The organism is Epilithonimonas sp. KH_059, assembly GCF_057838485.1.
In genome coordinates this window covers 517,959-538,358 of the sequence record NZ_CM174468.1, presented here as the reverse complement: position 1 = coordinate 538,358, position 20,400 = coordinate 517,959, and the positions used below count along the sequence as shown (strand labels likewise).

The following is a 20,400-nucleotide window of genomic DNA, read 5'->3' as shown; positions in this document are numbered from 1 at the left end:
GTAACTTTAATGCGTCCTTTCAAAAAAGCAAAGGCGAGAAAATGAGCATTTAATATGAGCAATACGTACAAATCCGCAGGTGTAGATAAAGAGGAAGGGTATAAAACAGTAGATAAGATTAAGTCTGCCGTTGCAAGTACCCACAATAAAAATGTCCTCAACAATTTAGGAAGCTTTGGAGCGTTTTATGAAATTGGCGGGTATAAAAATCCAGTCTTAGTTTCGGGTACCGACGGAGTCGGAACCAAACTAAAAGTGGCCTTAGATACAAAACAGTACAGTTCCATTGGTATTGATTGTTTCGCGATGTGTGCAAACGATATTGTATGCCACGGAGCGAAACCTTTGTTTTTTCTCGATTACCTCGCTTGTGGGAAGCTCGACTCGGAGGTCGCAGCAGAAATTGTCATGGGAATGGTCAATGCTTGCAAAGACAATGAATGTTCCCTAATTGGTGGAGAAACCGCAGAAATGCCAGGTATGTACCAAGTAGGAGACTACGATGTGGCAGGATTCTGTGTAGGGATTGTGGAAAAAGATGAAATCATTGACGGCTCCGCTATTAAGCGTGGGGATAAAATTATTGCCTTGCCGAGTTCAGGATTTCATAGCAATGGATTTTCACTCGTTCGAAAAGTATTCCCAGACTTCCATGAAACCTTTGAAGGGAAGCCTTTGCATGAGACACTTCTAGTTCCAACCAAACTTTATTACCAATCCATCAAGACCCTTCGCTCTGAACTTGCTTTAAATGGAATCGCTCACATTACCGGTGGGGGACTTATTGAAAACGTACCTCGCATTATTCCAGAAGGATTGTGCGCTCGCATTGAGGAGAATTTGATCCAAGTGCCAAGCGTAATGCTAGAGTTAGAAAAGCGAGGCGGAATTGAGCGCCTAGAAATGCACGGTACCTTTAATATGGGAGTGGGCATGGTAGTGGTAGTGGATCCTAGTTTAGAATCAAAGGTACTTGAACTTCTTCCAGATTCTTACACAATTGGAGACATTACAGAAGGTGCAGAAAAAATTGATTTGGTTTTTGGAAACCAAAAGGCATAATGAAAAATATAATTGTTTTGGTCTCTGGAGGAGGAACCAATTTAGAGCAAATTCTTAAATGCATTGAAGAGGGTGGAATCACGGGCGCAAGAGTGAGTCGTGTGATTGCGGACCGGGACTGCTACGCCTTAAAAAGAGCGGAAAAATGGGGGATTGAATCCTTTATCGTACCGCGAGGAAAAGAATTGAGCGACCAAGTGAGCGAACTCATTCCTGTAAAGACAGATCTTATTGTACTGGCAGGGTTCTTGTCCATACTGAACAAGGAATTTTGCGAGCGTTTTGAAGGTCGAATCATCAATCTTCATCCCTCTCTTTTGCCTAGGCATGGAGGCGCAGGTATGTGGGGGCCAAAAGTACATCAGTCCGTTATAGAATCTGGCGACAAAGAAAGCGGGGCCTCGGTTCATTACGTGAGTCCAGAAGTCGATCTTGGAGAAGTCATTCTACAAGAAGCCTTTTCTCTGGAAGAGGGTGAGACTCCCGAATCTTTGGCTGAGAAAGTACATGCAGTTGAATACCGGATCTTTCCTTTGGCCATTCAAAAGGTTTTAAACCAAGAACGAAAGTAAAAAAGAGAAACTATCTTATTAAAAGTAAATATTGAATCGAATGAAAAAACGCGCGTTATTAAGCGTCTCAGACAAAGGGGGACTCGTAGAGCTTGCTCAATTTCTAGAGGCGAACCAGTACGAACTTATTTCCACGGGAGGAACTTTTAAATTTTTAAGTGAGGCAGGACTTCATCCGATCGGCATTGAAGAGGTGACCGATTTCCCTGAAATGCTAGACGGAAGAGTTAAAACTCTGCATCCTAAAGTTCACGGAGGCCTACTCGCGGTTCGTGGCAACAAAGAACATATGCAAACGGTGATCGACCATGAAATTGGTCTGATCGACCTCGTGGTTGTGAATTTGTATCCGTTTTTTCAAAATGTAAACAAAGATATTTCTCTTGCAGAGAAAGTAGAATTTATTGATATTGGAGGTCCCTCTATGCTTCGTTCAGCTGCGAAAAACTTCGACAGTGTGACGGTTTTGACGGACACTGCAGATTACAAAAAGGTAATGGAGCAAATTGCTTCCGAAGGAAATACCACGCAAGAGACGAGAAAAGAATTGGCAGGGAAGGTATTTAATTTAACCTCTGCGTACGATGCGGCCATCGCAAGTATGCTGCTAGACGACCCGTCCCCAGCGTATTTAAATGCATCCTATCAAAAAGTAGCCGATCTTCGCTACGGAGAAAACCCTCATCAAGCGGCGGCCTATTATGTGTCGACTTTTGAAAATGGGGCGATGAAAGATTTTAAGCAGTTGGGAGGAAAAGAACTTTCGTTTAACAATCTGCGCGACATGGATCTTTGTTGGAAAGTCGTACAGGAATTCAAGGACGAGAAAGCGTGCTGCGCAGTAAAACACTCCACTCCTTGCGGCGTGGCTGTAGGAGAAACGGCGGTAGATACGTATAAGAAAGCCTTTGAATGCGATCCCGTTTCCATTTTTGGAGGGATTGTCGCTATGAATTACAAAGTGGATAAAGCCACAGCAGAAGAACTGAATAAGACCTTTTTAGAAATCGTGATGGCACCTGAGTTTGACTCAGATGCACTGGAGGTCTTAAATCAAAAGAAAAACTTAAGAGTCATTCAAATTACCAATCCTCTTGTGGATCAAAAAACATGGGTGAAGATTGACGGGGGAATGTTAATTCAAGACACCGATTCAAGCTTCTCTCAGGATTTAGAAGTTGTGACTGTATTTAAACCCTCAGAAGAGCAGAAGAAAGCGCTTCTTTTTGCTCAAAGAGTGGTTAAGTATGTGAAGTCCAATGCGATTGTGGTTTCGAACGGAACCCAGGCCTTAGGCATCGGCGGAGGGCAAGTGAATCGAATCTGGGCCACAGAGCAGGCAATCACGAGAGCGAAAGAAAAATTCGACGGAGAACTGGTTTTGGCTTCGGACGCCTTTTTCCCTTTTAGAGATGTGGTAGATTACTGCGCTAAGATGGATATTAAAGCGATGATTCAGCCGGGTGGAAGTTTAAGAGATGAAGAAAGCATCGAGGCTGCCAATGAACATAGCATTCCAATGGTGTTTACAAAAATGCGCCACTTTTTGCATTAAGCTTTCCAGATAAAACAACAAAAACCGTAAGTTTGTCTTACGCAAATATGAATACAATAACACTATGAGAGTACTAATAGTAGGAGAAGGCGGTAGAGAATCTGCCCTCGCAATAAAATTGAAAGCCGATCCAAGAGTAACCAAAATGTTCTTCGCGAAAGGCAACGCAACGACCGATGCTTTAGGAAAAAACGTTCCTGAATCCAGTGTCGTGGAATTAAGAAACTTAGCCATAAAAGAACAAATTGATCTTACAATTGTAGGACCTGAGGCTCCCTTGGTGGCAGGGATTGTGGATGAATTTAGAGCGCACGGATTGCCGATTTTCGGAGCCAAACAACGAGCTGCTCATTTGGAAGGAAGCAAGGCTTTCTCTAAGAAATTCATGCAAACCTATGGAATTAAAACAGCCTCGGCTCAAATAGTGGATTCTTATGAAGCTGCGAAAACGGCGATTGAGAAGCATGAGTATCCCCTCGTGATCAAAGCCAGTGGCCTTGCCGGAGGGAAAGGAGTTGTAATTTGCGATACGTTGGAAGAAGCGCAGGCAACGATTCATGACTTTATGATCCGTAGAATTTACGGAGATGCAGGAATTCAGCTGGTCATTGAGGAATACCTAGAAGGATTCGAAGCCTCTATTATTGGTTTTTCTAACGGAAGTAAGATTTTTACTTGCATCCCTGTAAAAGATTACAAGAAAGTGGCGGACGGAGATCGCGGCGCAAACACCGGAGGAATGGGAAGCGTAGCTCCAAGTCCTCAGTTTACAGCCCAGCATCAGAAAGACTTTGAAGAGTTAATTCTAGCCCCTACAATGGAGGGATTAAAAGCAGAGCTTTTGGATTTTAAAGGATTTATCTTCTTTGGTCTTATGATCACGAAAAAAGGATGTTATCTTCTAGAATACAATATGCGTATGGGAGATCCAGAAACGCAAGTGATTTTACCCCTTATGGAAAACAAATTACTTGATGTGATCCAGGACTGTCTTGCAGGAAAAGAAGTGGAACTTAAATTCTCTGATAAAAAAGCCGTATGCCTTGTGATGTGTTCAGGGGGCTATCCTCGAAACATTGAAACCGGTTTTGAAATTCACGGGTTAGACCATGTGAAAGACAGCCAAGTTCTTTTTGCAGGGGCAGCGCGTCATGCGGACCGAGTGGTTACCACGGGAGGTAGGGTTTTAAACCTTGTTGCCACAGGAGACACCTATGAGGAGGCAAGAAACAAAGTATATAAAGATGCCTTGCCTGTAAACTTTGATTACGGTTTTTACCGTGAGGACATCGCTAAATTTTAATTTTAAGGATTCTTTGGAGTTCCAATCTCGGGACTCCTAAGGATTCTTCTTTATAAATCACCAACTTTTACCTATGAAAAATGGTATTCTTATTCTGGATTTTGGAAGCCAGTACAATCAGTTAATTGGACGTCGAATCCGGGAGATGGAAGTCTATTCGGAAATTATCCCTTACCATACGCCACTCGAAACCATTCTTGAGAAAAACCCAGTGGGAATTATTCTTTCGGGAGGACCTAGTTCTGTGAATTCAGAACAGGCGCATTTAATCGACAAAGCTCTTTTCGATGCAGGAATTCCAATTCTTGGAATTTGCTACGGAATGCAGCTTACTACGCACCTTCTAGGAGGGAAAGTAACCAAGGGAGAGAAAGCAGAATATGGGAAAAGCGAATTCGAAATCATTCGAAGCAGCCCCCTTTTCACAGGTGTTTCGAGAAGATCCACGGTGTGGATGAGTCACTTTGATGAAGTGGAAGAGGTTCCCGAAGGATTTGAAATCTCAGGCCGAAGCGGAGTGATTGCCGCGATGGCAAACGAAAAGAAAAACATTTTTGCCATTCAATTTCATCCGGAAGTAACCCATACTCAGGAAGGCGCAAGAATGCTTGAGAACTTTGTTTTTCAAATATGCAAAGCCAAACAGAATTGGAAACTTACGGGCTACATTGAACGCACCATTCAAGACATTAAGCAAAAGGTAGGAGATCAAAAAGTGATTTTAGGCCTTTCGGGAGGAGTAGATTCCTCCGTAGCTGCGGTCCTTATTCACAAAGCCATTGGCGATCAACTTCAATGTATTTTTGTCGATACCGGACTCCTGCGACTAGACGAAGGGAAAAAGGTAATGGAAAACTACGGTACCCATTTTCAGATGAAGATTGATATGGTGGACGCCTCTCAGCGCTTTTTATCCAAGTTGGAAGGAGTGTCGGATCCAGAAGCGAAACGTAAGGTGATTGGAAATGAATTTGTAGCCGTATTCGATGAAGAGGCGAAGAAATTTGAAGGAGCTAGCTTCTTGGCGCAAGGAACCATCTATCCCGATGTCATAGAGAGTCAGTCGGTCAATGGACCTTCCTCAGTCATTAAATCTCACCACAACGTGGGAGGACTGCCAGAAGAAATGAAATTACAGCTTTTAGAGCCCCTTCGTGAGCTCTTTAAGGACGAAGTAAGGAAAGTAGGTGAGGAGCTTGGTATTCCGCACCATTTGGTGTACCGTCACCCGTTTCCAGGACCGGGATTAGGAATCCGGATTCTTGGGGCTGTCGATCCAGAGAAGGTTTCTATCTTGCAAAAAGCAGATGATATATTTATTGAAGAACTCTACAAAGCAGATCTTTATGAGAAAGTATCTCAGGCCTTTGTGGTGCTTCTTCCGGTGAAATCGGTTGGAGTAATGGGAGACGAAAGAACGTATGAATATACAGCGGTAGTTCGCTCTGCAAACACGATTGATTTTATGACGGCAACCTTTAGTAAACTCCCATGGGACTTTTTAGAGAACGTTTCCAACCGAATCATCAACGAAGTAAAAGGAATCAATCGGATTGCTTACGATATCTCAAGCAAACCGCCTGCAACCATTGAATGGGAGTAATTCTGAAACAATAATTTAAATTAAATAGATCCTTTGAAGTTTTTCAAAGGATTTGTTTTTTGTCCTCGTAAAGGTGTTTTAGGGTGCTACTGGAATTAGGAAAAATGGTTTTGTTTATAGACAAAGATTTTTAGGAAGTCACTTAATTGCTCGAAATAATTCAGGCAATTCTTTTACTAATGTGATTTTTCAAATTCCTCCCACGTTCACCATTAGGTATTGTAATCCTGGTATAAAGTTCTAAATTTATGTGATTGCATGCAACAAACTAGTATCTTTACAATAGTATTACTCAATTCTATGTGTTTATGAAAAAGTCAATGAAGCAAATTGAAAGGCTTAAGCTTGAGAATTTTAAGAAAGTATTTAGACAAAAAGTCTTTGGAGGAGGAACTTGTCAGCCATTGACCCTGAAAGAGGTTATTAATAGGGTTCCAAGACCAGGTTTAATGGAACAAGTAGGTGGAGGCGGTAGGAAGAGATTGAATACGCAACGAAGCGGCGTACTAAATTATGCCCTTTTTATTTTAGTGCTTTCTTTTATGGCTTCGTGTGCCACTTTTAGTAAAAATGCGAAGTATAATGCGATTTCAAGTGGTAGCCAATATATAGAAATAGCCAATTCACAAGCTAAATTTAAATCCCTTTCGTATGGCGATTTTGTGTATGCTAGTGACAAGAAAAATTACAAAAATAATTATAAGGATTTCGGAAGTACCCACATTACTCCTAAAAAATTAGTATTATTTGCGAACACAGCAGACCCTAAATATTATTACTATATAATCGAAAATGCGCCTGAATCCGCAGAGAACCCATCGGATAAAGTAAAGACAATTCATTGTCAAGGAAAATCTTTAAGCATGGTTGTGCAAGGAATTGCTCCCAAAAGTGATATCGCTTTTTTATTAGCTAATTTTAAATGTGCAGAATGATCTTGCTTTCTTACAAGTGGAATCGGACCTTTCATAGAGCTTACTGTACAGGGAATAGGAGTAATTCTGAAACAATAATTTAAAATTAAATAAATCCTTTGAAGTTTTTCAAAGGATTTGTTTTTTTGTCCTTGTAAAGGCGTTTTGAGCTGGGTTTGGTATCAAAATTGAAACCATGATTCGAAACGGAAATAGATGGATCATAGGAAAAAACTTTTCGCAATCGGAGCCCTTATTTTAGGACTCAGTGTCACGGTGATCGGTTGCAAAAAGAAAACACAAGAGCTCCCGAAAACGGAGCCTAAAAAAGAGGTGCCCGCACCGAAAAAGAAAGAAAAGGAATTAATGAACTATACGAGTTTCGTTTTTCCCAAGTCAAAGCATGCAAAGGATTCTGCGATGGCCGTTTTCACCAAAACTTACGACAAATCTCAGCAGCATACCATCTTAGCGTTAAATCGTCTGGATTTAAAAAACAAATGGAGAGCAGACTCCCTTATTATTCCCAAAAGCATTGAGAGTGATTATCTGAAGTACACTCCATTTCCACTAGAAGTAGGTCTATTGCAAAAAGTGGATAAAATCGCTCTGTTTTCTTATCCACTCATGGCCTATGCCCTCTATGAGCATGGCAAACTAGTCAAATGGGGTCCCTCGAGTATGGGAACCAAACGGGCACCGACCAAAAAGGGGCTTATGTTCACGAATTGGAAGAAAGAAGTGGCCATTAGTACAGTGGACTCAAGCTGGAAACTGCGTTGGAATTTCAATATCCACAATACCCTTGGTATCGGATGGCACCAATATGACTTACCGGGTTTCCATGCCTCGCACTCGTGCCTTCGTTTGTTAGAAGAAGATGCGAAATGGATGTACTCATGGGCGGATATGTGGGTGCTTACTCCTGACGGATCCGAGGTGGTTGCAAACGGTACGCCCGTGATTGTGTATGGAGATACAGATTTTAAGATGCGACCTTGGCTAAACCTTGTGCAAGACCCTAGCTCGAACGAAGTATCAGAAAAGCAGTTGGCAGACGAAATCTCCCCTTTTATGGAGGACATTCTTTCCTCCCAAGAAAATCGACTCAAAGTTCGTGAGGAAAGAGAAGCTAAGAAATAGAAAGTACAGAATTTAAATAGGACTCCATCACTCTCTATAGGGGATGGGGTCTTCCAAATAGAAGAAGATCGTTTGCACCTGGTAGTCTCGCTCAATCTCAAAGGTGATTTTGCGACCCGCTTCGGATTTTAGAACTTCAAAGATTTGTTTAAGGGAATAGCTACTTGCTTTTTTCCCGTTGATAGAAAGGATTTTATCCCCTTTTCGAAGGCCTGCTATGTAGGCAGGTGAATCGGGGCGAGATCCTGAAATCGAGTACTCAGGTTTTAAAACAAACCGATACTGAAAAGCGGAGGGAGCCGTATAGACACGATCCCCACTCGAACTGGAAGTGGGCTTTTGCTGGCTTTCCACTTGAACCAAATCCTCACCCCAAAACATTCCGTCGTGCTTAATGTCGAGTCCACTCATGTTAAAATGAAAAGGATCTGAGAAGAACTTGTTTCTCTTGAGAGAAATCGTTTTTTCAGGGTAATTGAGTATCACAGTGAATCTTCTTAGGGTTTCACTTCCGATGGATCCTTTGCGGTCGGCTACTAATTTTAAGTGTTGAATGGAGAACTCATCGGGCATGGCTGTGAGAGGGTAGAGCAGTTCATGGTCTGCTAAAACCAAACGGTGAATGCGACTTCGTTTTCCATAAATGTCTCCACTAAACCCTCGTCCTAAAAAATCATCAATGTTCGGTCGGTTGTACTGAAAGTTAGGAATGACACTTGGGAATAGCCATAGGGCATCGCTGTTGCCTAAATCGATTAGCATTTTTGAATCGGTAAGTTCGCGGGTTTGCTCGATGCCTGCCTGCACATACGGCTTGTTTAGTTCAAGACTTAAATCGAGGCTCGAGTATCTTCGATTCAATTTTGGAGGATCGCTAGGGTCGTAAAGCGTTATTTTTCTTCGAACGTAATCAATTTTAACCACATGGTCCTTAAAGAAATGGTAGCCAATGATTCCATTGACAGGAATTCCCACATGCGAAGAGAAATTGAATTCTTCGTCTAGAATCAAATAGATCCTATGCCGAAGGTCGACTAAGTTTTCCCCAATTTGTACGCGGTTGTTTACCGCCAGTAAGCCTTCAATCTGGACATTGTCTCCAAGTCCTGAAAATCTCATTTTTTCCACCTGGTTAAAGTCCACTTCCTTATTTTCTAAACTAAACAAAAGCGTCTCGTTTACGCCCGAATCGAGAAGGAAGGTGAGCTCCACTCCGTTCACGGTCACGGGAATGAAAATAAGGTTGTTAATGAGTTGAAAGGGAATCTCAATTTTAGATTTTCCACCCAATAACTGAAAATGACTTTGTGAAAACAAAGTGCTTGCAAGGAGCAGAAAAAGCAAACGAATCCATTTCATTCTTTGAAATTACAAAATAATTCCAAAGAATGATAGAGTTTTCGTATTATTTAATAGGAACTAGAGTGTGGATTTGGAGCAGAGGTGGCTTCCACTTCGGTCCCTAGGCCGTTTTTGATTCTTACTAAAAAAAGCGATTTCAAAAAATGAAATCGCTTCGTTATATAAAAGTTACGTGAGTATCTTAGTAACGGTAGTATTCTGGTTTGAAGGGTCCCTCTACTTCTACACCAATGTAATCGGCCTGCTCTTTGCTTAAAGTCTCTAGTTCTACACCTAATTTATCAAGGTGGAGTGCAGCTACTTTTTCGTCCAGATGCTTAGGAAGCATGTAAACCTCGTTTCCATAACGATCGCTATGCAACCAAAGTTCAATTTGAGCTAGGGTTTGGTTCGTAAATGAATTGCTCATTACAAAACTTGGGTGGCCTGTGGCACATCCTAAATTCACCAAACGACCTTCTGCTAAAAGAATTAGCTCAGTTCCATCCACGTTATAAATGTCTACTTGAGGCTTTACGGTGGATTTTGTGTGTCCGTAGTTTTTGTTTAACCAAGCCATGTCTAATTCATTGTCAAAGTGACCAATGTTACAAACGATGGTTTTGTCTTTCATGGCTCTAAAGTGCTCTTCACGAACGATGTTGAAGTTTCCTGTGGTAGTGATCACGATGTCTGCAACTGGAGCTACAGTCTCAAGTCTTTTCACTTCGTATCCGTCCATCGCCGCTTGAAGGGCACAAATAGGATCGATCTCCGTTACCGTCACGATAGATCCCGCTCCACGGAAAGAAGCTGCGGTTCCTTTTCCTACGTCACCGTAGCCACAAACCACGACACGTTTTCCGGCAAGCATGACATCGGTCGCTCTACGAATGGCATCGACAGCCGATTCTCTACATCCGTATTTGTTATCAAATTTAGATTTAGTTACAGAATCGTTCACGTTAATGGCGGGCATGACAAGGGTTCCGTTTTTCATTCTCTCGTAAAGTCTATGAACTCCTGTAGTCGTTTCTTCAGAAAGACCTTTGACTCCTTTGGCAAGCTCAGGGTACTGATCAAAAACCATATTGGTTAAATCTCCTCCGTCGTCCAAAATAAGGTTTAGTGGTTTGCGGTCTTCTCCAAAGAACAAAGTCTGCTCAATACACCAGTTGAAATCTTCTTCGCTTAGGCCTTTCCAAGCATAAACAGGAATTCCAGCGGCAGCAATGGCCGCGGCAGCATGGTCTTGAGTAGAGAAGATATTACAAGAGGACCAAGTCACTTCCGCTCCTAAGGCCACTAGGGTCTCAATTAAAACCGCAGTTTGAATGGTCATATGTAGACATCCTGCGATGCGAGCTCCTTTTAAAGGCTGCTGCTCACCGTATTCTTTACGAAGAGCCATTAATCCGGGCATCTCTGCCTCTGCCAATTGAATTTCTTTGCGACCCCACTCTGCTAGGGAAATGTCCTTAACTTTGTAAGGGACGTATTTAGTTTCCGTACTCATTATCTCGAATATTTTTTGCAAATTTACGAACTAAATCTCGCGCAGCAAAATATGCCATTTTATCAGGATTTCACCACCGAGGATGCTCAAATACTTTTTTGGAAGTACGAACCTAACGATGCGTTCGATCTTCCTAGTCTTCTGGGTCGAGAAACTCAACAACAGGTAGAAAATTACCATCCGAAGAAACGATTGGAATACCTAATGGTGAGACAAATGCTAAAATTAAACCGTCCCGGACATCGCATTTTATACAAAAGCTTAGGACAGCCTTATCTCGATCCGAAAGATGCTTTTGTGTCCATCACCCATTCGTTTCCTTTTGCGGCCTTGGCGATATCGCAAAGGCGTGTAGGGATTGATATTGAACAGATTATGCCTAAAATCAAACGAATTGAGCATAAATTTTTGCACGATTCGGAGATTTCTTGGACTCGAGGCGAGTTTCAAGTGGAATTATTAACCGTGATTTGGGTGATTAAGGAAGCGCTTTACAAGCTTCATCCGTCCAAATATTGGTCATTAAAGAAATACTATCGAGTAGAACCATTTTCCCTTGAAGATTTATCGAGCGTGCGCTGTGAGGTCTTCGATACGCATTTTAAAGACTCGTACGTAGCAAGGGTGCAGAAAATAGAGGATTATTATTTTGCCATCATTGAAGAGCACCACCAACTAAATTTCCCTTTAAAACCCAATGCTCTGTTTTAATTGATTTTCGAGTACTTTTCAATCGTTTTTTTCTGTTCGTGCGAAACGTCGTAAATGAGTTCTAGAATTTCTTGAATGCTGCTTAACTGCGTTAAGTAGGTGATTTTTTGAGGGTCTCTCAGGTTGTAAAATTCTTTTTCTTGAATTTCAGATTGTCTTTTTTCCAGTAAGGGTTTTACAGGATCTCGAGGTTTGGGATCTAGAACGGGAGAGGGGGCAAGGGCTAAATTATCTCCCTTTAAAAGCCATTCCGTCATTTCGAATTCATACACAATTCGTTTGTGCCAGTTCTCAAAATCAATTTCAGGAAACTGAGGCTCCTGCTCCGCGTATTGGGCTAAGGAAGCCGTGTAGGCCGTCAGCAGATGTGAGGTGGTTACAAATTGATGCACTTTTTGAAGTTTGCGCTGCTCTTTTTTTGGATCGGAAAGCATTCGTTGAAAATTATCCGAGAGATTTGCGAGGTCAATCATAGCCTCCTTTCGTCTCAATTTGTAGAGGTGAACATTGGTTTGTCCTTTTTTCAATACTTCGACTACGTTCGAGAAATAGGCTTTGTTGGAGCGACTTAGTTTTTGCATCAAATCCAAATTCTGCGTATGCTCCCAAAGAGGCAAAACAAAATAAGAAACCACAAAAACGATTAGAGCCCCAATGGCGGTATCCAAAATACGGTCCTTGAAGATTCCATTTACATTGCCTGGACTTAAAAAGTTAAAGGCAATAAAAATGTACACCGTCATAAAGAAGACGGCCCAGGAATATTTTCCTTTTAAAAGCGCAAAGCATAAAATCATGCACCCTAGCATCAAGGTAAGCAAAACTCCAGGAGACACCACAAACTGAAGAAGAACATAAGCGGCGATGGCTCCGAGGATCGTGCCGTACAATCTGCGAAGGTTTCGATGTTTGGTAGCACTATAGGCTGGACGCATAATGGCAAGAATCGTAATTAAGATCCAATAGGCGTGTCCGATGCCGAGAAAGGAAAATTGAGAGACCAAATACCCGATGACCAGTGCGACCGTAAGACGAATAGCGTGGCGGAAGTGGGCCGATTTTAAAGAGAGGTTGTCCCTTAGTATACTTAGTTTTAAGGGAGCTTCCTTTGGAACAAATTTTTCTAAATCCAGACCTGAGGACAAACTCTTGGCAATTTTGGTGTCTTGCTCAAGAGCTCTATAAATCGTTTTAATCTGGTCTTTTAATTCTGTAAGTCGTTTTAGAATGAGACGAAGCGCCATGAATTGAGGCAGATTCTGTGCGGTCAATTTCTGGTTTCGTAATTCGAAATATGCGTTATACACGAGGTCGTGCTCGTGTTCAATGTTGCGGATAGGATGAGTCTTGATTCCACTTTGAAGAGCAAGTCCAATGTTGGTGATCTCCTCGGAAAGCCCTAGTAAATAAAGGCGAATGTAGGGAAGGATGTTCTGATCGTGGAACTGCTTTTGAATCTTCTCGTAGTTTTGGTCCGTGGTGAAAAGCTTTTCGTAGAGATCGATCGAATTTAAGAAAAGAAGCATAAGCACACGGCTTGTGGTCGTGGATTCGTTCACCATCGTTCGGGTCTTAAAAACAAGTTCTCGGGTTTCTTCCTGCAAATTTTTGATTTCGATCTGTTTGGTAATCACCTCGCTATAGAGCGACTCATAGTTGGGAAGAGGAAGGTAGAATTTGGCTCTAATTTGCAAGTATTCAGCAAGCTGCAAATAGTTTTCTCCAATCATTTGCCCCGCGAGTTTATAGGGTTGAAGTTTGCTCATCACAAGAAAGACGAGCACAAACCACAGACTGCCTAGGGTGTAGATTACGATGCTTTTTAGTAGGTTCTCCCCAATGAGATGCCCATCGAGGAAGATGGAGAAGACCACGAGGGACAAACTCCCAATGGCCATGAGTCGCTGTCCGTAGATTCCTACAAGGGAGAAAGCAAGACCTAGAATGATAATGCCTACGAGCGCAAGAGATGGATGGCTTTTAAATATGGCGGCAAAAAGGGCGGCCACACTAAAGGCCACGACGGCTAAAATGAGAGAGTTTCGGCGACGAATAAAAGGACCTGGTTGGTCTGCAAACCCGATAAAACTCGTGGCAAGTGGAAATAAAAAATAGTCTTTCAAGAGGCCAAAGTAGGCTAGAATGAGACTGGGAATTACGATGGCAAGCGCCATTCTTGTCCCTGCGTAGAGATATTGAGAGAATAAAAATTTTTGTAATTCCGCTTTGTAGTTCACCAAGGCAAATTAAGGATAATTTATCCTTTAAAAAAATCTCTTGAGGGCTTTTTTTTAAAGGAATTTAAGGCTCGAAAAAAGCTGCGGAACTTCCAATCCAAGAGTCCTCTTTTTTGGCAAAGCTCATGCTGGCCATCGGGCTTTTGGTCATGCGTACAAGGGTATCCCACAAAACGGGTTTTTCCCCTTGAGAAGGGCAAAGGTAGAGGAGCCTGATTTCCGCTTTTGAAAAGCCCCCGTCTAAATCTTTAAAAAGATCCGCGTAGGTTACTTTTTTCTGTAGAATGTAATTTTCAGGATCCCGAATCTCCAAAAGGTCTACTGGGCTGGGCGTTAAATTTACCCCTGCACCTGCAAAAGAGTAAAGGGGTTTTAAAACGAAATCAGAAAGAGATTCGTGCGAGGGAAAATCACTTGCAAAATAGCTCTTAGGAATGTAGCGGTCTTTGAGCCTTGGAAGTAAACTTTTAGAAATCATGAAAAACCAGTTTGGGTGGGTTACCCATTCTACGTCTAGTTCTTCTTGGAATTGAAACTCCAGATTTAAATCCGGATAATGAGCAAGTTCATCAAAAATCACTCGGTTGTAAATGCGTCGTATTGGAATTTTCTCGCCCTTGCGTTCATAGAATAATTTTTTTCCTTCTTTCTTTACTTTCGTGATGCAAACTGTGGGAATACCAAAATGCTTCTGGGTCAGAGCAAAATCAATTTTCGTTTTCTGATTTTCAGGATACAGTTCTAGAAGGATAACCTCCTTAGGATCGTGGGAACCTAAAAGGACCGATTTTAAAAGAGCAAGAGGATCTTTTACATCGGTGGATTTTTCTAAACTTTTCAAAAAAGGGTAGGTGCGTTCATAGGCCCTTGTTAACTCGTATTGAAATGAAAGTAAAGAAGGAAATCCTTGCAGCTCGATCAGCTGCGGCTCTAGTTCTCCCTTTTTGTTTTGACTGATTGCAAAGTCAATGGCTAGAAAATGAGAGAAGGAATGGCAATTCGGAACTTTGTACTCCTCGGGTATCGCCTGTTCGAGGGATTCCTTAGAGAAATGCTTGATCTGATCTAGGATCGATTCACAGGTGGACCTTAATTGGTTCTTAAATGACAGAGGTAGGAATATGGGAGTTTCCGAAATTCGAAAAGAAGCCGACTGCTTTGCACTTTGCTCAAGTTCCTCTAGTACGCGCGCCTCAGATTCTTTGCTGTAGGCGGAATTGAATCTATTTCGTAAGTGCTCTATCATTTTTCGGCAAGTTTAGGAATCGAGATGGCTTTCCGATTCTTGGGTTAAGTCCTTTATACAAGTGCTTAAAAACTGGGGCAAAAGAGTGCTCTGGGTGAGTTTGATTTTATCGGGATCCTGAGCCTGTTCAAGAGTCAGATCTAATTTTTCCTGTCCAAAATTTTCAATCATGGCCTTTCTATTCTCTTTGTCCTCCAAAACCTCGAGCATCGCTTTATCTTCGGCCTCTGGATGAAACTGCGTTCCTACAATTTGAGGTGAGAATCGAGCCGCCATCACAGCGCGTTCGAAATCGACGTGAGGACGAATCTTTTCTAGGGCAAGGATTTCCACTCCCCGCGCTTCTAGAAGAGGGTAGTTCGGTTCAATAAATTGATAGCCTCTGGAATCCACCGCGTAGAAGGGATCCGGTAAGTAGGCGAAAAGGGGCTCTTTGTCGCCCTTTTCTGTTTTGTGTATAGGCATGATTCCAAAGCCATAAGAATGCCTTTTGCTTATCGTTCCTAATTCCCAATGTAAAATTGCTAATTGGAAGGAGTAGCAAATTAAAAAGAGGAACTTTTTGGTTTTTTGTTTTTGGTTGTGATTCCAAATCTCATCTAAAAACTGAAAATAGGGAGCCTCCCATGCTTCTCCACTGGGATGCGGACTTCCAGGTCCACCGGAAGAGAGGAAGATGTCAAAATCCTCTACGCTAGGTAGCTGTTTTTGGACTCGTACTTCAAAAGTTTCTAATTCAATCTCCCGAGGGCAGGACAACTCAAATTTTTGAATGAGGTCTACTACGTTTTTGATCCCTTGGTTTGGAATCTGGTTGTTTAAATCAAGCAGGGCTATTCTTATCGGTTTCATCTGTACGGGATTGCAAGGTTTTACTCAGTACTTGAAATAGGGATGTCTAGGGGCGTGGGAATGCCAATCTGGGTTTCTTCAATCATGTAATCCACCACTTTTTTTAAATCGTTTGTCTCCTTATACACCTGCAAGATTCGATCCGCTCCTGTTCCCTGCCTTAGAATTTCTCGAGCGTACTCCACCTCCTCTCTAGAACCGAGTTCATCTACGACATCGTCGATGAATTCTAAAAGTTCCTCAAGAAGCAGTTCGTAAGGAACGGCGGATTCCTTCCCAAAGTCTATGAGTTCGCTGTGAATTCCTTTTTTCGCAGCGCGCCATTTGTTTTCGCTTATGAGCAGACGGCGGTAGGTTCGAAAGGTAATGTTCTGCTGATGCAGTTTGTATAGCTTTACGGTGAGGGCCTGCATGATCGCGGCCAAACAAACCGTTTCTTCCACACGAAGGGGCATATCGCAAATCCGAAATTCAATCGTAGGATAAACGGGATGAACTCTTAAATCCCACCAGATTTTTTTTGCATTATCGATCGCTCCGGTTTTGACCATCAGTTCAATGTACTCATCGAGTTCTGCAATGGATTGGAAATAACTGGGAATCCCAGTTCTTGGAAATTTTGCGAAGACTTCTTGTCGGTAGGATTTAAAGCCTGTATTTCTGCCAATCCAAAACGGAGAGCTTGTGGAGAGGGCATAAATGTGCGGCAAAAAGTACCGCATTGCATTTTGAATTTTGAGTCCTTCGCTTCGGGAAGGAATACCGATGTGCACATGCAGCCCGAAAATCAGGTTGCTTCGCGCCACATCGCCCATGTCTTCCACAATCTTATCGTAACGATCCTGACTTGTAATGGTGCTAGCTCGCCATTGTGAAAAGGGATGGGTTCCTCCTCCGCAAACTCGTAAATCTTGTTCGTAAGCGGTTTTAATAAGCTTGTAGCGTAAATCGTAGAGTTCGGCTTTGGCCTGTTTTATTCCTTCGCAAATGCCGGTTTCCATTTCTACGACGGATTCGTGCATCTCGTGTTTTAGGTGCTCTTGCAGAGTGGCTTTTCCTCCCTCAATGATTTTTGAGACATGAGAAATCAAATCCCGACTTTCTTTGTCAATGATCTGGTATTCTTCTTCTATGCCAATGGTAAAGGTATGCATGCTTTGGGCGATAAAGGTATTAAAAGTCTTTTAAAGAATCCTTCACAAATTCACCCCAAGGGATAAAGGGTTTTCCTTCCTTGTGCAAATTCGCTTTTTCAAGGGCAAACTTTGCGACGTGCTCCACAACCCACTCAAAGTTTTGATCTCCTACGCTTGCTAGGTCCGCATCCGGTGCGGGGTTGCAAAAGTCGATGGCGTAGGGAATCCCGTCTTTGATTGCAAATTCAACTGTATTAAAGTCATACCCTAAGGCTCTATTGATTCGTAAGGTTAAATCCACGAGTTTAGCATAAAGCGTAGGGTGGATTTCTTTTGAGAAGACTTGGTCTGTTAAATAGCGGGAAGAAGGCTCGTTCCGAGGTTCGTATGGCATGATGTGGACATAGGTTTGCCCTACACAATACACTCGAAAATAAGAATCATACTCAATTTCTTCTTGAAGCATCATCACAAGCTCGCTTGTTTGGCTATAAAGGGTCCAGAACTCTTCTCTTGACTCAAGGCGATAAACGTTTCTCCAACCCCCGCCATCATGGGGTTTTAAGTAGGAGGGAAAGCCAATGCGATTGAAAATGCTCTCCCAATCAAGGGGATAGGATAAATTCCGAAAGGAGGTTTCTGAGGTGTTTACCGGTCTTTTGTGGGAGGGGAGCAGCATGGTCTTAGGCACAGGAATCGAGAGCGTGGTCATAAGAGTATTGTTGAAAAATTTTTCATCTGCACTGCTCCAAAAAGGATTGTTGATGACGTAGGTGCCTAAGGCCGCTGCATTTTTTAAATAGGCTCTGTAGAAGGGCACATCGTGTGAAATGCGATCTACAATGACGCTATAGCCATAGTCCTTGCCTTGTTCTAACTGGTCTATTTTTACGGGTTCGGCAAGGACTTCCCCCTGGGAAAGGGTTTTGACTCGCTCGAGAAATGCCCAGGGGAAGGAATCTTCTATGCCGAACAATATTCCTATTTTCTTCATTCTTTGTGCTCTAGTGGGACTCGAGTGGAGCCCCATAGGTTCGTGTAAAGCTAAGGTATTGCTTTTCTCTTGTATGGCAAAGTCGAATTCGGGGAATTCGGTGCTTCAACGATTTTCTTCCTGAATTCCGGGGTAACGATTGAGAAAAGACCTTCTTTTGGGTCCCAAAAATCTTTTTTTCTTTTTTATCTCGATAAGTGCGATATATTCGTAAATTAGAGTCTTATTATTAATGCGATTTGAGCGATATGGGACCAGTCAAAGTTTATTCTTTATTTTCAGACGAGGATGTTTATCTTTTTCGCCAAGGAAAGCATTACCGCCTTTATGAAAAGTTCGGGGCACATACCCTCGAGCACGAGGGCAAAAAAGGAACTTATTTTGCCGTTTGGGCGCCCCATGCAAAAAAAGTTTCTGTCATTGGAAATTTTAATTCTTGGCATTCAGAGTCCCATGCACTTTTCCCACGTTGGGATGGATCGGGGATTTGGGAAGGATTTATTGAGGGCCTCTCTTGGGGTACACTCTATAAGTATGCAATTCGGACTTCGAAAGAAGAACTCCTAGAGAAAAGCGATCCTTTTGCCCTTAGTTGGGAGCAAAATCTGCAGGCCTCTTCCTTAATTTCAAGTACCTGGTACGAGTGGAAGGATAAAGCTTGGATGGACAGGCGCGAGGCAAAAAACAGTCTAAACGCACCACTCTCTGTTTATGAACTGCATTTAGGATCTTGGAAACGGGATCCGAGTAACCCTTCTCGTTTTTTAAGCTATAAAGAGATTGAAGACTCTCTAGTACCCTATATTCTCGAAATGGGCTTTACCCATGTCGAATTTATGCCTGTGATGGAGCATCCTTACGAACCGAGTTGGGGCTATCAAATCACGGGTTTTTTTGCGGCCAACTCTCGCTTTGGGTCGCCTCAAGATTTAATGCATTTAATTGAAACGCTCCATCAAAATGGAATCGGAGTCCTTCTGGATTGGGTACCTTCCCATTTTCCAGGGGATGCCAATGGACTTCATTACTTTGACGGTACGTACCTTTACGAACATGAGGATCCTCGCAAAGGATTTCATCCCCAGTGGAATTCTCATTTGTTTAATTACGGAAGACCGGAGGTTAAGTCCTTTTTAATTTCCAATGCCCTGTTTTGGCTCGATCGATACCATGTGGATGGACTTCGCGTAGATGCCGTCACCTCCATGCTTTATTTGGATTATGCACGAGAAGAAGGGCAGTGGATACCCAACGAGCACGGAGGCAATGTAAATTTAGAGGCCAAAACCTTTTTAGAAGAATTTAATACGGCTGTGGGAGAGTATTTCCCCCATACCCTTACAATAGCAGAAGAAAGTTCCGATTTTCCTCAGCTCACAAAACCGGTTTCAGAGGGAGGCGTAGGCTTTCATATGAAATGGATGATGGGATGGATGCACGATACCCTTAGCTATTTTTCGAGTGAGTTTACCTCTCGAAAAGAATTGCACCATAAACTAACCTTTTCAAGTGTTTATAAGGACAATGAGAGGTACATGATGCCCCTTTCGCACGATGAGGTGGTGCACGGAAAGAGTCCCCTGATCTACAAGATGCCGGGAGACGAATGGCAAAAGTTTGCAAACCTAAGGGCGCTCTACACCTATATGTTTACGCATCCGGGCGCAAAACTACTTTTTATGGGTGGAGAATTTGGGCAAACGAGCGAGTGGGATTTTTCCCAAAGTTTAGATTGGTCCTTGTTAGAACACAAGGTACATCAGGGACTTCAGTTGCTCGTGAAGGATTTAAATACGCTCTATAGAAATCAAAGAGCGCTCTTCGAGGCGCAGTTTAGTCCGGAGGGCTTTGAATGGGTAGAGGCGGACGATCTTGAGAATTCAGTTTTTGCTTATCTAAGGAAAACTTCCTCTGAAACCAAAGGCTATGAACAGATCCTTGTGATTTTGAATCTTAAGCCAAGCGTCCTAGAGTACCGTTTGGGAGCAGAGTATGGAACTTCGTGGGAAGTTCTACTCAATTCGGACGATCCTAGCTATGGAGGAAGCGGACAAAAAGTGGAGTTCTCTAGTGTAGAGTCCCATGAATGGAAAGACCAAAAGGAGAGTTATAGGGTAAGTCTTCCCCCCTTAAGTGCTGTCGTGTTAAAACAAGTTCAATTGCCAAACGGATCGAAGTAGGCTTTTACTCCTTTTGGGAAGTGAAAGTATGCAGT

Annotated in this window: 16 protein-coding genes; 9 read left to right on the top strand and 7 right to left on the bottom strand. The window is 42.5% G+C overall.

The features are described from left to right. Positions 1 to 54 precede the first annotated feature (54 nt). From purM to AC3IRX_RS02390, 7 genes are all read left to right on the top strand, one after another. Entirely contained in the window at positions 55 to 1,062 is a 1,008-nt protein-coding gene (purM, locus tag AC3IRX_RS02420) for a phosphoribosylformylglycinamidine cyclo-ligase (RefSeq protein WP_489210894.1), read from the top strand. Next, positions 1,062 to 1,634: a phosphoribosylglycinamide formyltransferase gene (gene purN, locus AC3IRX_RS02415; protein ID WP_489210893.1), complete on the top strand. Its 573-nt coding sequence runs from the start codon at positions 1,062 to 1,064 to the stop codon at positions 1,632 to 1,634. Before purM ends, purN begins: the two co-directional genes overlap by 1 nt. Before the next feature lie 40 nt (positions 1,635 to 1,674). After that, on the top strand, positions 1,675 to 3,189 hold the full coding sequence (gene purH, locus AC3IRX_RS02410) for a bifunctional phosphoribosylaminoimidazolecarboxamide formyltransferase/IMP cyclohydrolase (RefSeq protein WP_489210892.1): 1,515 nt from the start codon (positions 1,675 to 1,677) through the stop codon (positions 3,187 to 3,189). Positions 3,190 to 3,253: 64 nt separating this feature from the next. After that, entirely contained in the window at positions 3,254 to 4,492 is a 1,239-nt protein-coding gene (gene purD, locus AC3IRX_RS02405) for a phosphoribosylamine--glycine ligase (RefSeq protein WP_489210891.1), read from the top strand. A gap of 73 nt (positions 4,493 to 4,565) precedes the next feature. Then, complete coding sequence (gene guaA, locus AC3IRX_RS02400; RefSeq protein ID WP_489210890.1) at positions 4,566 to 6,095, top strand: glutamine-hydrolyzing GMP synthase; 1,530 nt, start codon at positions 4,566 to 4,568, stop codon at positions 6,093 to 6,095. Positions 6,096 to 6,403: 308 nt separating this feature from the next. Then, the gene (locus AC3IRX_RS02395) at positions 6,404 to 7,030 is read left to right on the top strand and encodes a hypothetical protein (protein WP_489210889.1); all 627 of its coding nucleotides are present in this window, start codon (positions 6,404 to 6,406) and stop codon (positions 7,028 to 7,030) included. Between the two features lie 195 nt (positions 7,031 to 7,225). Further along, positions 7,226 to 8,152 (top strand): L,D-transpeptidase, encoded by a 927-nt coding sequence (locus AC3IRX_RS02390; protein WP_489210888.1) that lies wholly within the window; start codon positions 7,226 to 7,228, stop codon positions 8,150 to 8,152. A 27-nt stretch (positions 8,153 to 8,179) separates the two neighbouring features. Here AC3IRX_RS02390 and AC3IRX_RS02385 read toward each other — a convergent pair whose 3' ends face one another. Beyond that, on the bottom strand, positions 8,180 to 9,511 hold the full coding sequence (locus AC3IRX_RS02385; RefSeq protein ID WP_489210887.1) for a PDZ domain-containing protein: 1,332 nt from the start codon (positions 9,509 to 9,511) through the stop codon (positions 8,180 to 8,182). A gap of 184 nt (positions 9,512 to 9,695) precedes the next feature. Next, positions 9,696 to 11,009 carry an adenosylhomocysteinase gene (ahcY, locus tag AC3IRX_RS02380; protein WP_459083838.1) on the bottom strand — a complete coding sequence of 438 codons (1,314 nt, stop codon included), beginning with the start codon at positions 11,007 to 11,009 and terminating at the stop codon, positions 9,696 to 9,698. Between the two features lie 51 nt (positions 11,010 to 11,060). Between ahcY and AC3IRX_RS02375 the strand changes: the two genes are divergently transcribed. After that, positions 11,061 to 11,720 (top strand): 4'-phosphopantetheinyl transferase family protein, encoded by a 660-nt coding sequence (locus AC3IRX_RS02375; RefSeq protein WP_489210886.1) that lies wholly within the window; start codon positions 11,061 to 11,063, stop codon positions 11,718 to 11,720. Here the strand turns inward: AC3IRX_RS02375 and AC3IRX_RS02370 are convergent. From AC3IRX_RS02370 to AC3IRX_RS02350, 5 genes are all read right to left on the bottom strand, one after another. After that, positions 11,717 to 13,957, bottom strand: a complete 2,241-nt coding sequence (locus AC3IRX_RS02370; RefSeq protein ID WP_489210885.1) for an FUSC family protein — start codon at positions 13,955 to 13,957, stop codon at positions 11,717 to 11,719. The genes AC3IRX_RS02375 and AC3IRX_RS02370 overlap by 4 nt on opposite strands. Before the next feature lie 64 nt (positions 13,958 to 14,021). Continuing rightward, complete coding sequence (locus AC3IRX_RS02365) at positions 14,022 to 15,203, bottom strand: hypothetical protein (protein WP_489210884.1); 1,182 nt, start codon at positions 15,201 to 15,203, stop codon at positions 14,022 to 14,024. Positions 15,204 to 15,215: 12 nt separating this feature from the next. After that, complete coding sequence (locus AC3IRX_RS02360) at positions 15,216 to 16,055, bottom strand: type 1 glutamine amidotransferase (protein WP_489210883.1); 840 nt, start codon at positions 16,053 to 16,055, stop codon at positions 15,216 to 15,218. A gap of 20 nt (positions 16,056 to 16,075) precedes the next feature. Further along, the gene (locus AC3IRX_RS02355; RefSeq protein ID WP_489210882.1) at positions 16,076 to 17,209 is read right to left on the bottom strand and encodes a carboxylate-amine ligase; all 1,134 of its coding nucleotides are present in this window, start codon (positions 17,207 to 17,209) and stop codon (positions 16,076 to 16,078) included. Between the two features lie 19 nt (positions 17,210 to 17,228). Further along, positions 17,229 to 18,185: an ATP-grasp domain-containing protein gene (locus AC3IRX_RS02350; RefSeq protein ID WP_489210881.1), complete on the bottom strand. Its 957-nt coding sequence runs from the start codon at positions 18,183 to 18,185 to the stop codon at positions 17,229 to 17,231. A gap of 248 nt (positions 18,186 to 18,433) precedes the next feature. Here AC3IRX_RS02350 and glgB point away from each other — a divergent pair, with 248 nt between their 5' ends. After that, a complete protein-coding gene (gene glgB / locus AC3IRX_RS02345) occupies positions 18,434 to 20,365 on the top strand; it encodes a 1,4-alpha-glucan branching protein GlgB (protein ID WP_489210880.1) in 1,932 nt (643 codons plus the stop codon). Positions 20,366 to 20,400 lie beyond the last annotated feature (35 nt).

Bases quoted from the DNA above. Each gene is read 5' to 3' on its own strand.
- AC3IRX_RS02355 (WP_489210882.1), bottom strand. From the start codon at position 17,209: ATGCATACCTTTACCATTGGCATAGAAGAAGAATACCAGATCATTGAC.
- purH (WP_489210892.1), top strand. From the start codon at position 1,675: ATGAAAAAACGCGCGTTATTAAGCGTCTCAGACAAAGGGGGACTCGTA.
- purM (WP_489210894.1), top strand. From the start codon at position 55: ATGAGCAATACGTACAAATCCGCAGGTGTAGATAAAGAGGAAGGGTAT.
- guaA (WP_489210890.1), top strand. From the start codon at position 4,566: ATGAAAAATGGTATTCTTATTCTGGATTTTGGAAGCCAGTACAATCAG.
- ahcY (WP_459083838.1), bottom strand. From the start codon at position 11,009: ATGAGTACGGAAACTAAATACGTCCCTTACAAAGTTAAGGACATTTCC.
- AC3IRX_RS02390 (WP_489210888.1), top strand. From the start codon at position 7,226: ATGGATCATAGGAAAAAACTTTTCGCAATCGGAGCCCTTATTTTAGGA.
- AC3IRX_RS02385 (WP_489210887.1), bottom strand. From the start codon at position 9,511: ATGAAATGGATTCGTTTGCTTTTTCTGCTCCTTGCAAGCACTTTGTTT.
- AC3IRX_RS02395 (WP_489210889.1), top strand. From the start codon at position 6,404: ATGAAAAAGTCAATGAAGCAAATTGAAAGGCTTAAGCTTGAGAATTTT.
- AC3IRX_RS02360 (WP_489210883.1), bottom strand. From the start codon at position 16,055: ATGAAACCGATAAGAATAGCCCTGCTTGATTTAAACAACCAGATTCCA.
- AC3IRX_RS02375 (WP_489210886.1), top strand. From the start codon at position 11,061: ATGCCATTTTATCAGGATTTCACCACCGAGGATGCTCAAATACTTTTT.
- purN (WP_489210893.1), top strand. From the start codon at position 1,062: ATGAAAAATATAATTGTTTTGGTCTCTGGAGGAGGAACCAATTTAGAG.
- purD (WP_489210891.1), top strand. From the start codon at position 3,254: ATGAGAGTACTAATAGTAGGAGAAGGCGGTAGAGAATCTGCCCTCGCA.
- AC3IRX_RS02365 (WP_489210884.1), bottom strand. From the start codon at position 15,203: ATGATAGAGCACTTACGAAATAGATTCAATTCCGCCTACAGCAAAGAA.
- glgB (WP_489210880.1), top strand. From the start codon at position 18,434: ATGGGACCAGTCAAAGTTTATTCTTTATTTTCAGACGAGGATGTTTAT.
- AC3IRX_RS02350 (WP_489210881.1), bottom strand. From the start codon at position 18,185: ATGAAGAAAATAGGAATATTGTTCGGCATAGAAGATTCCTTCCCCTGG.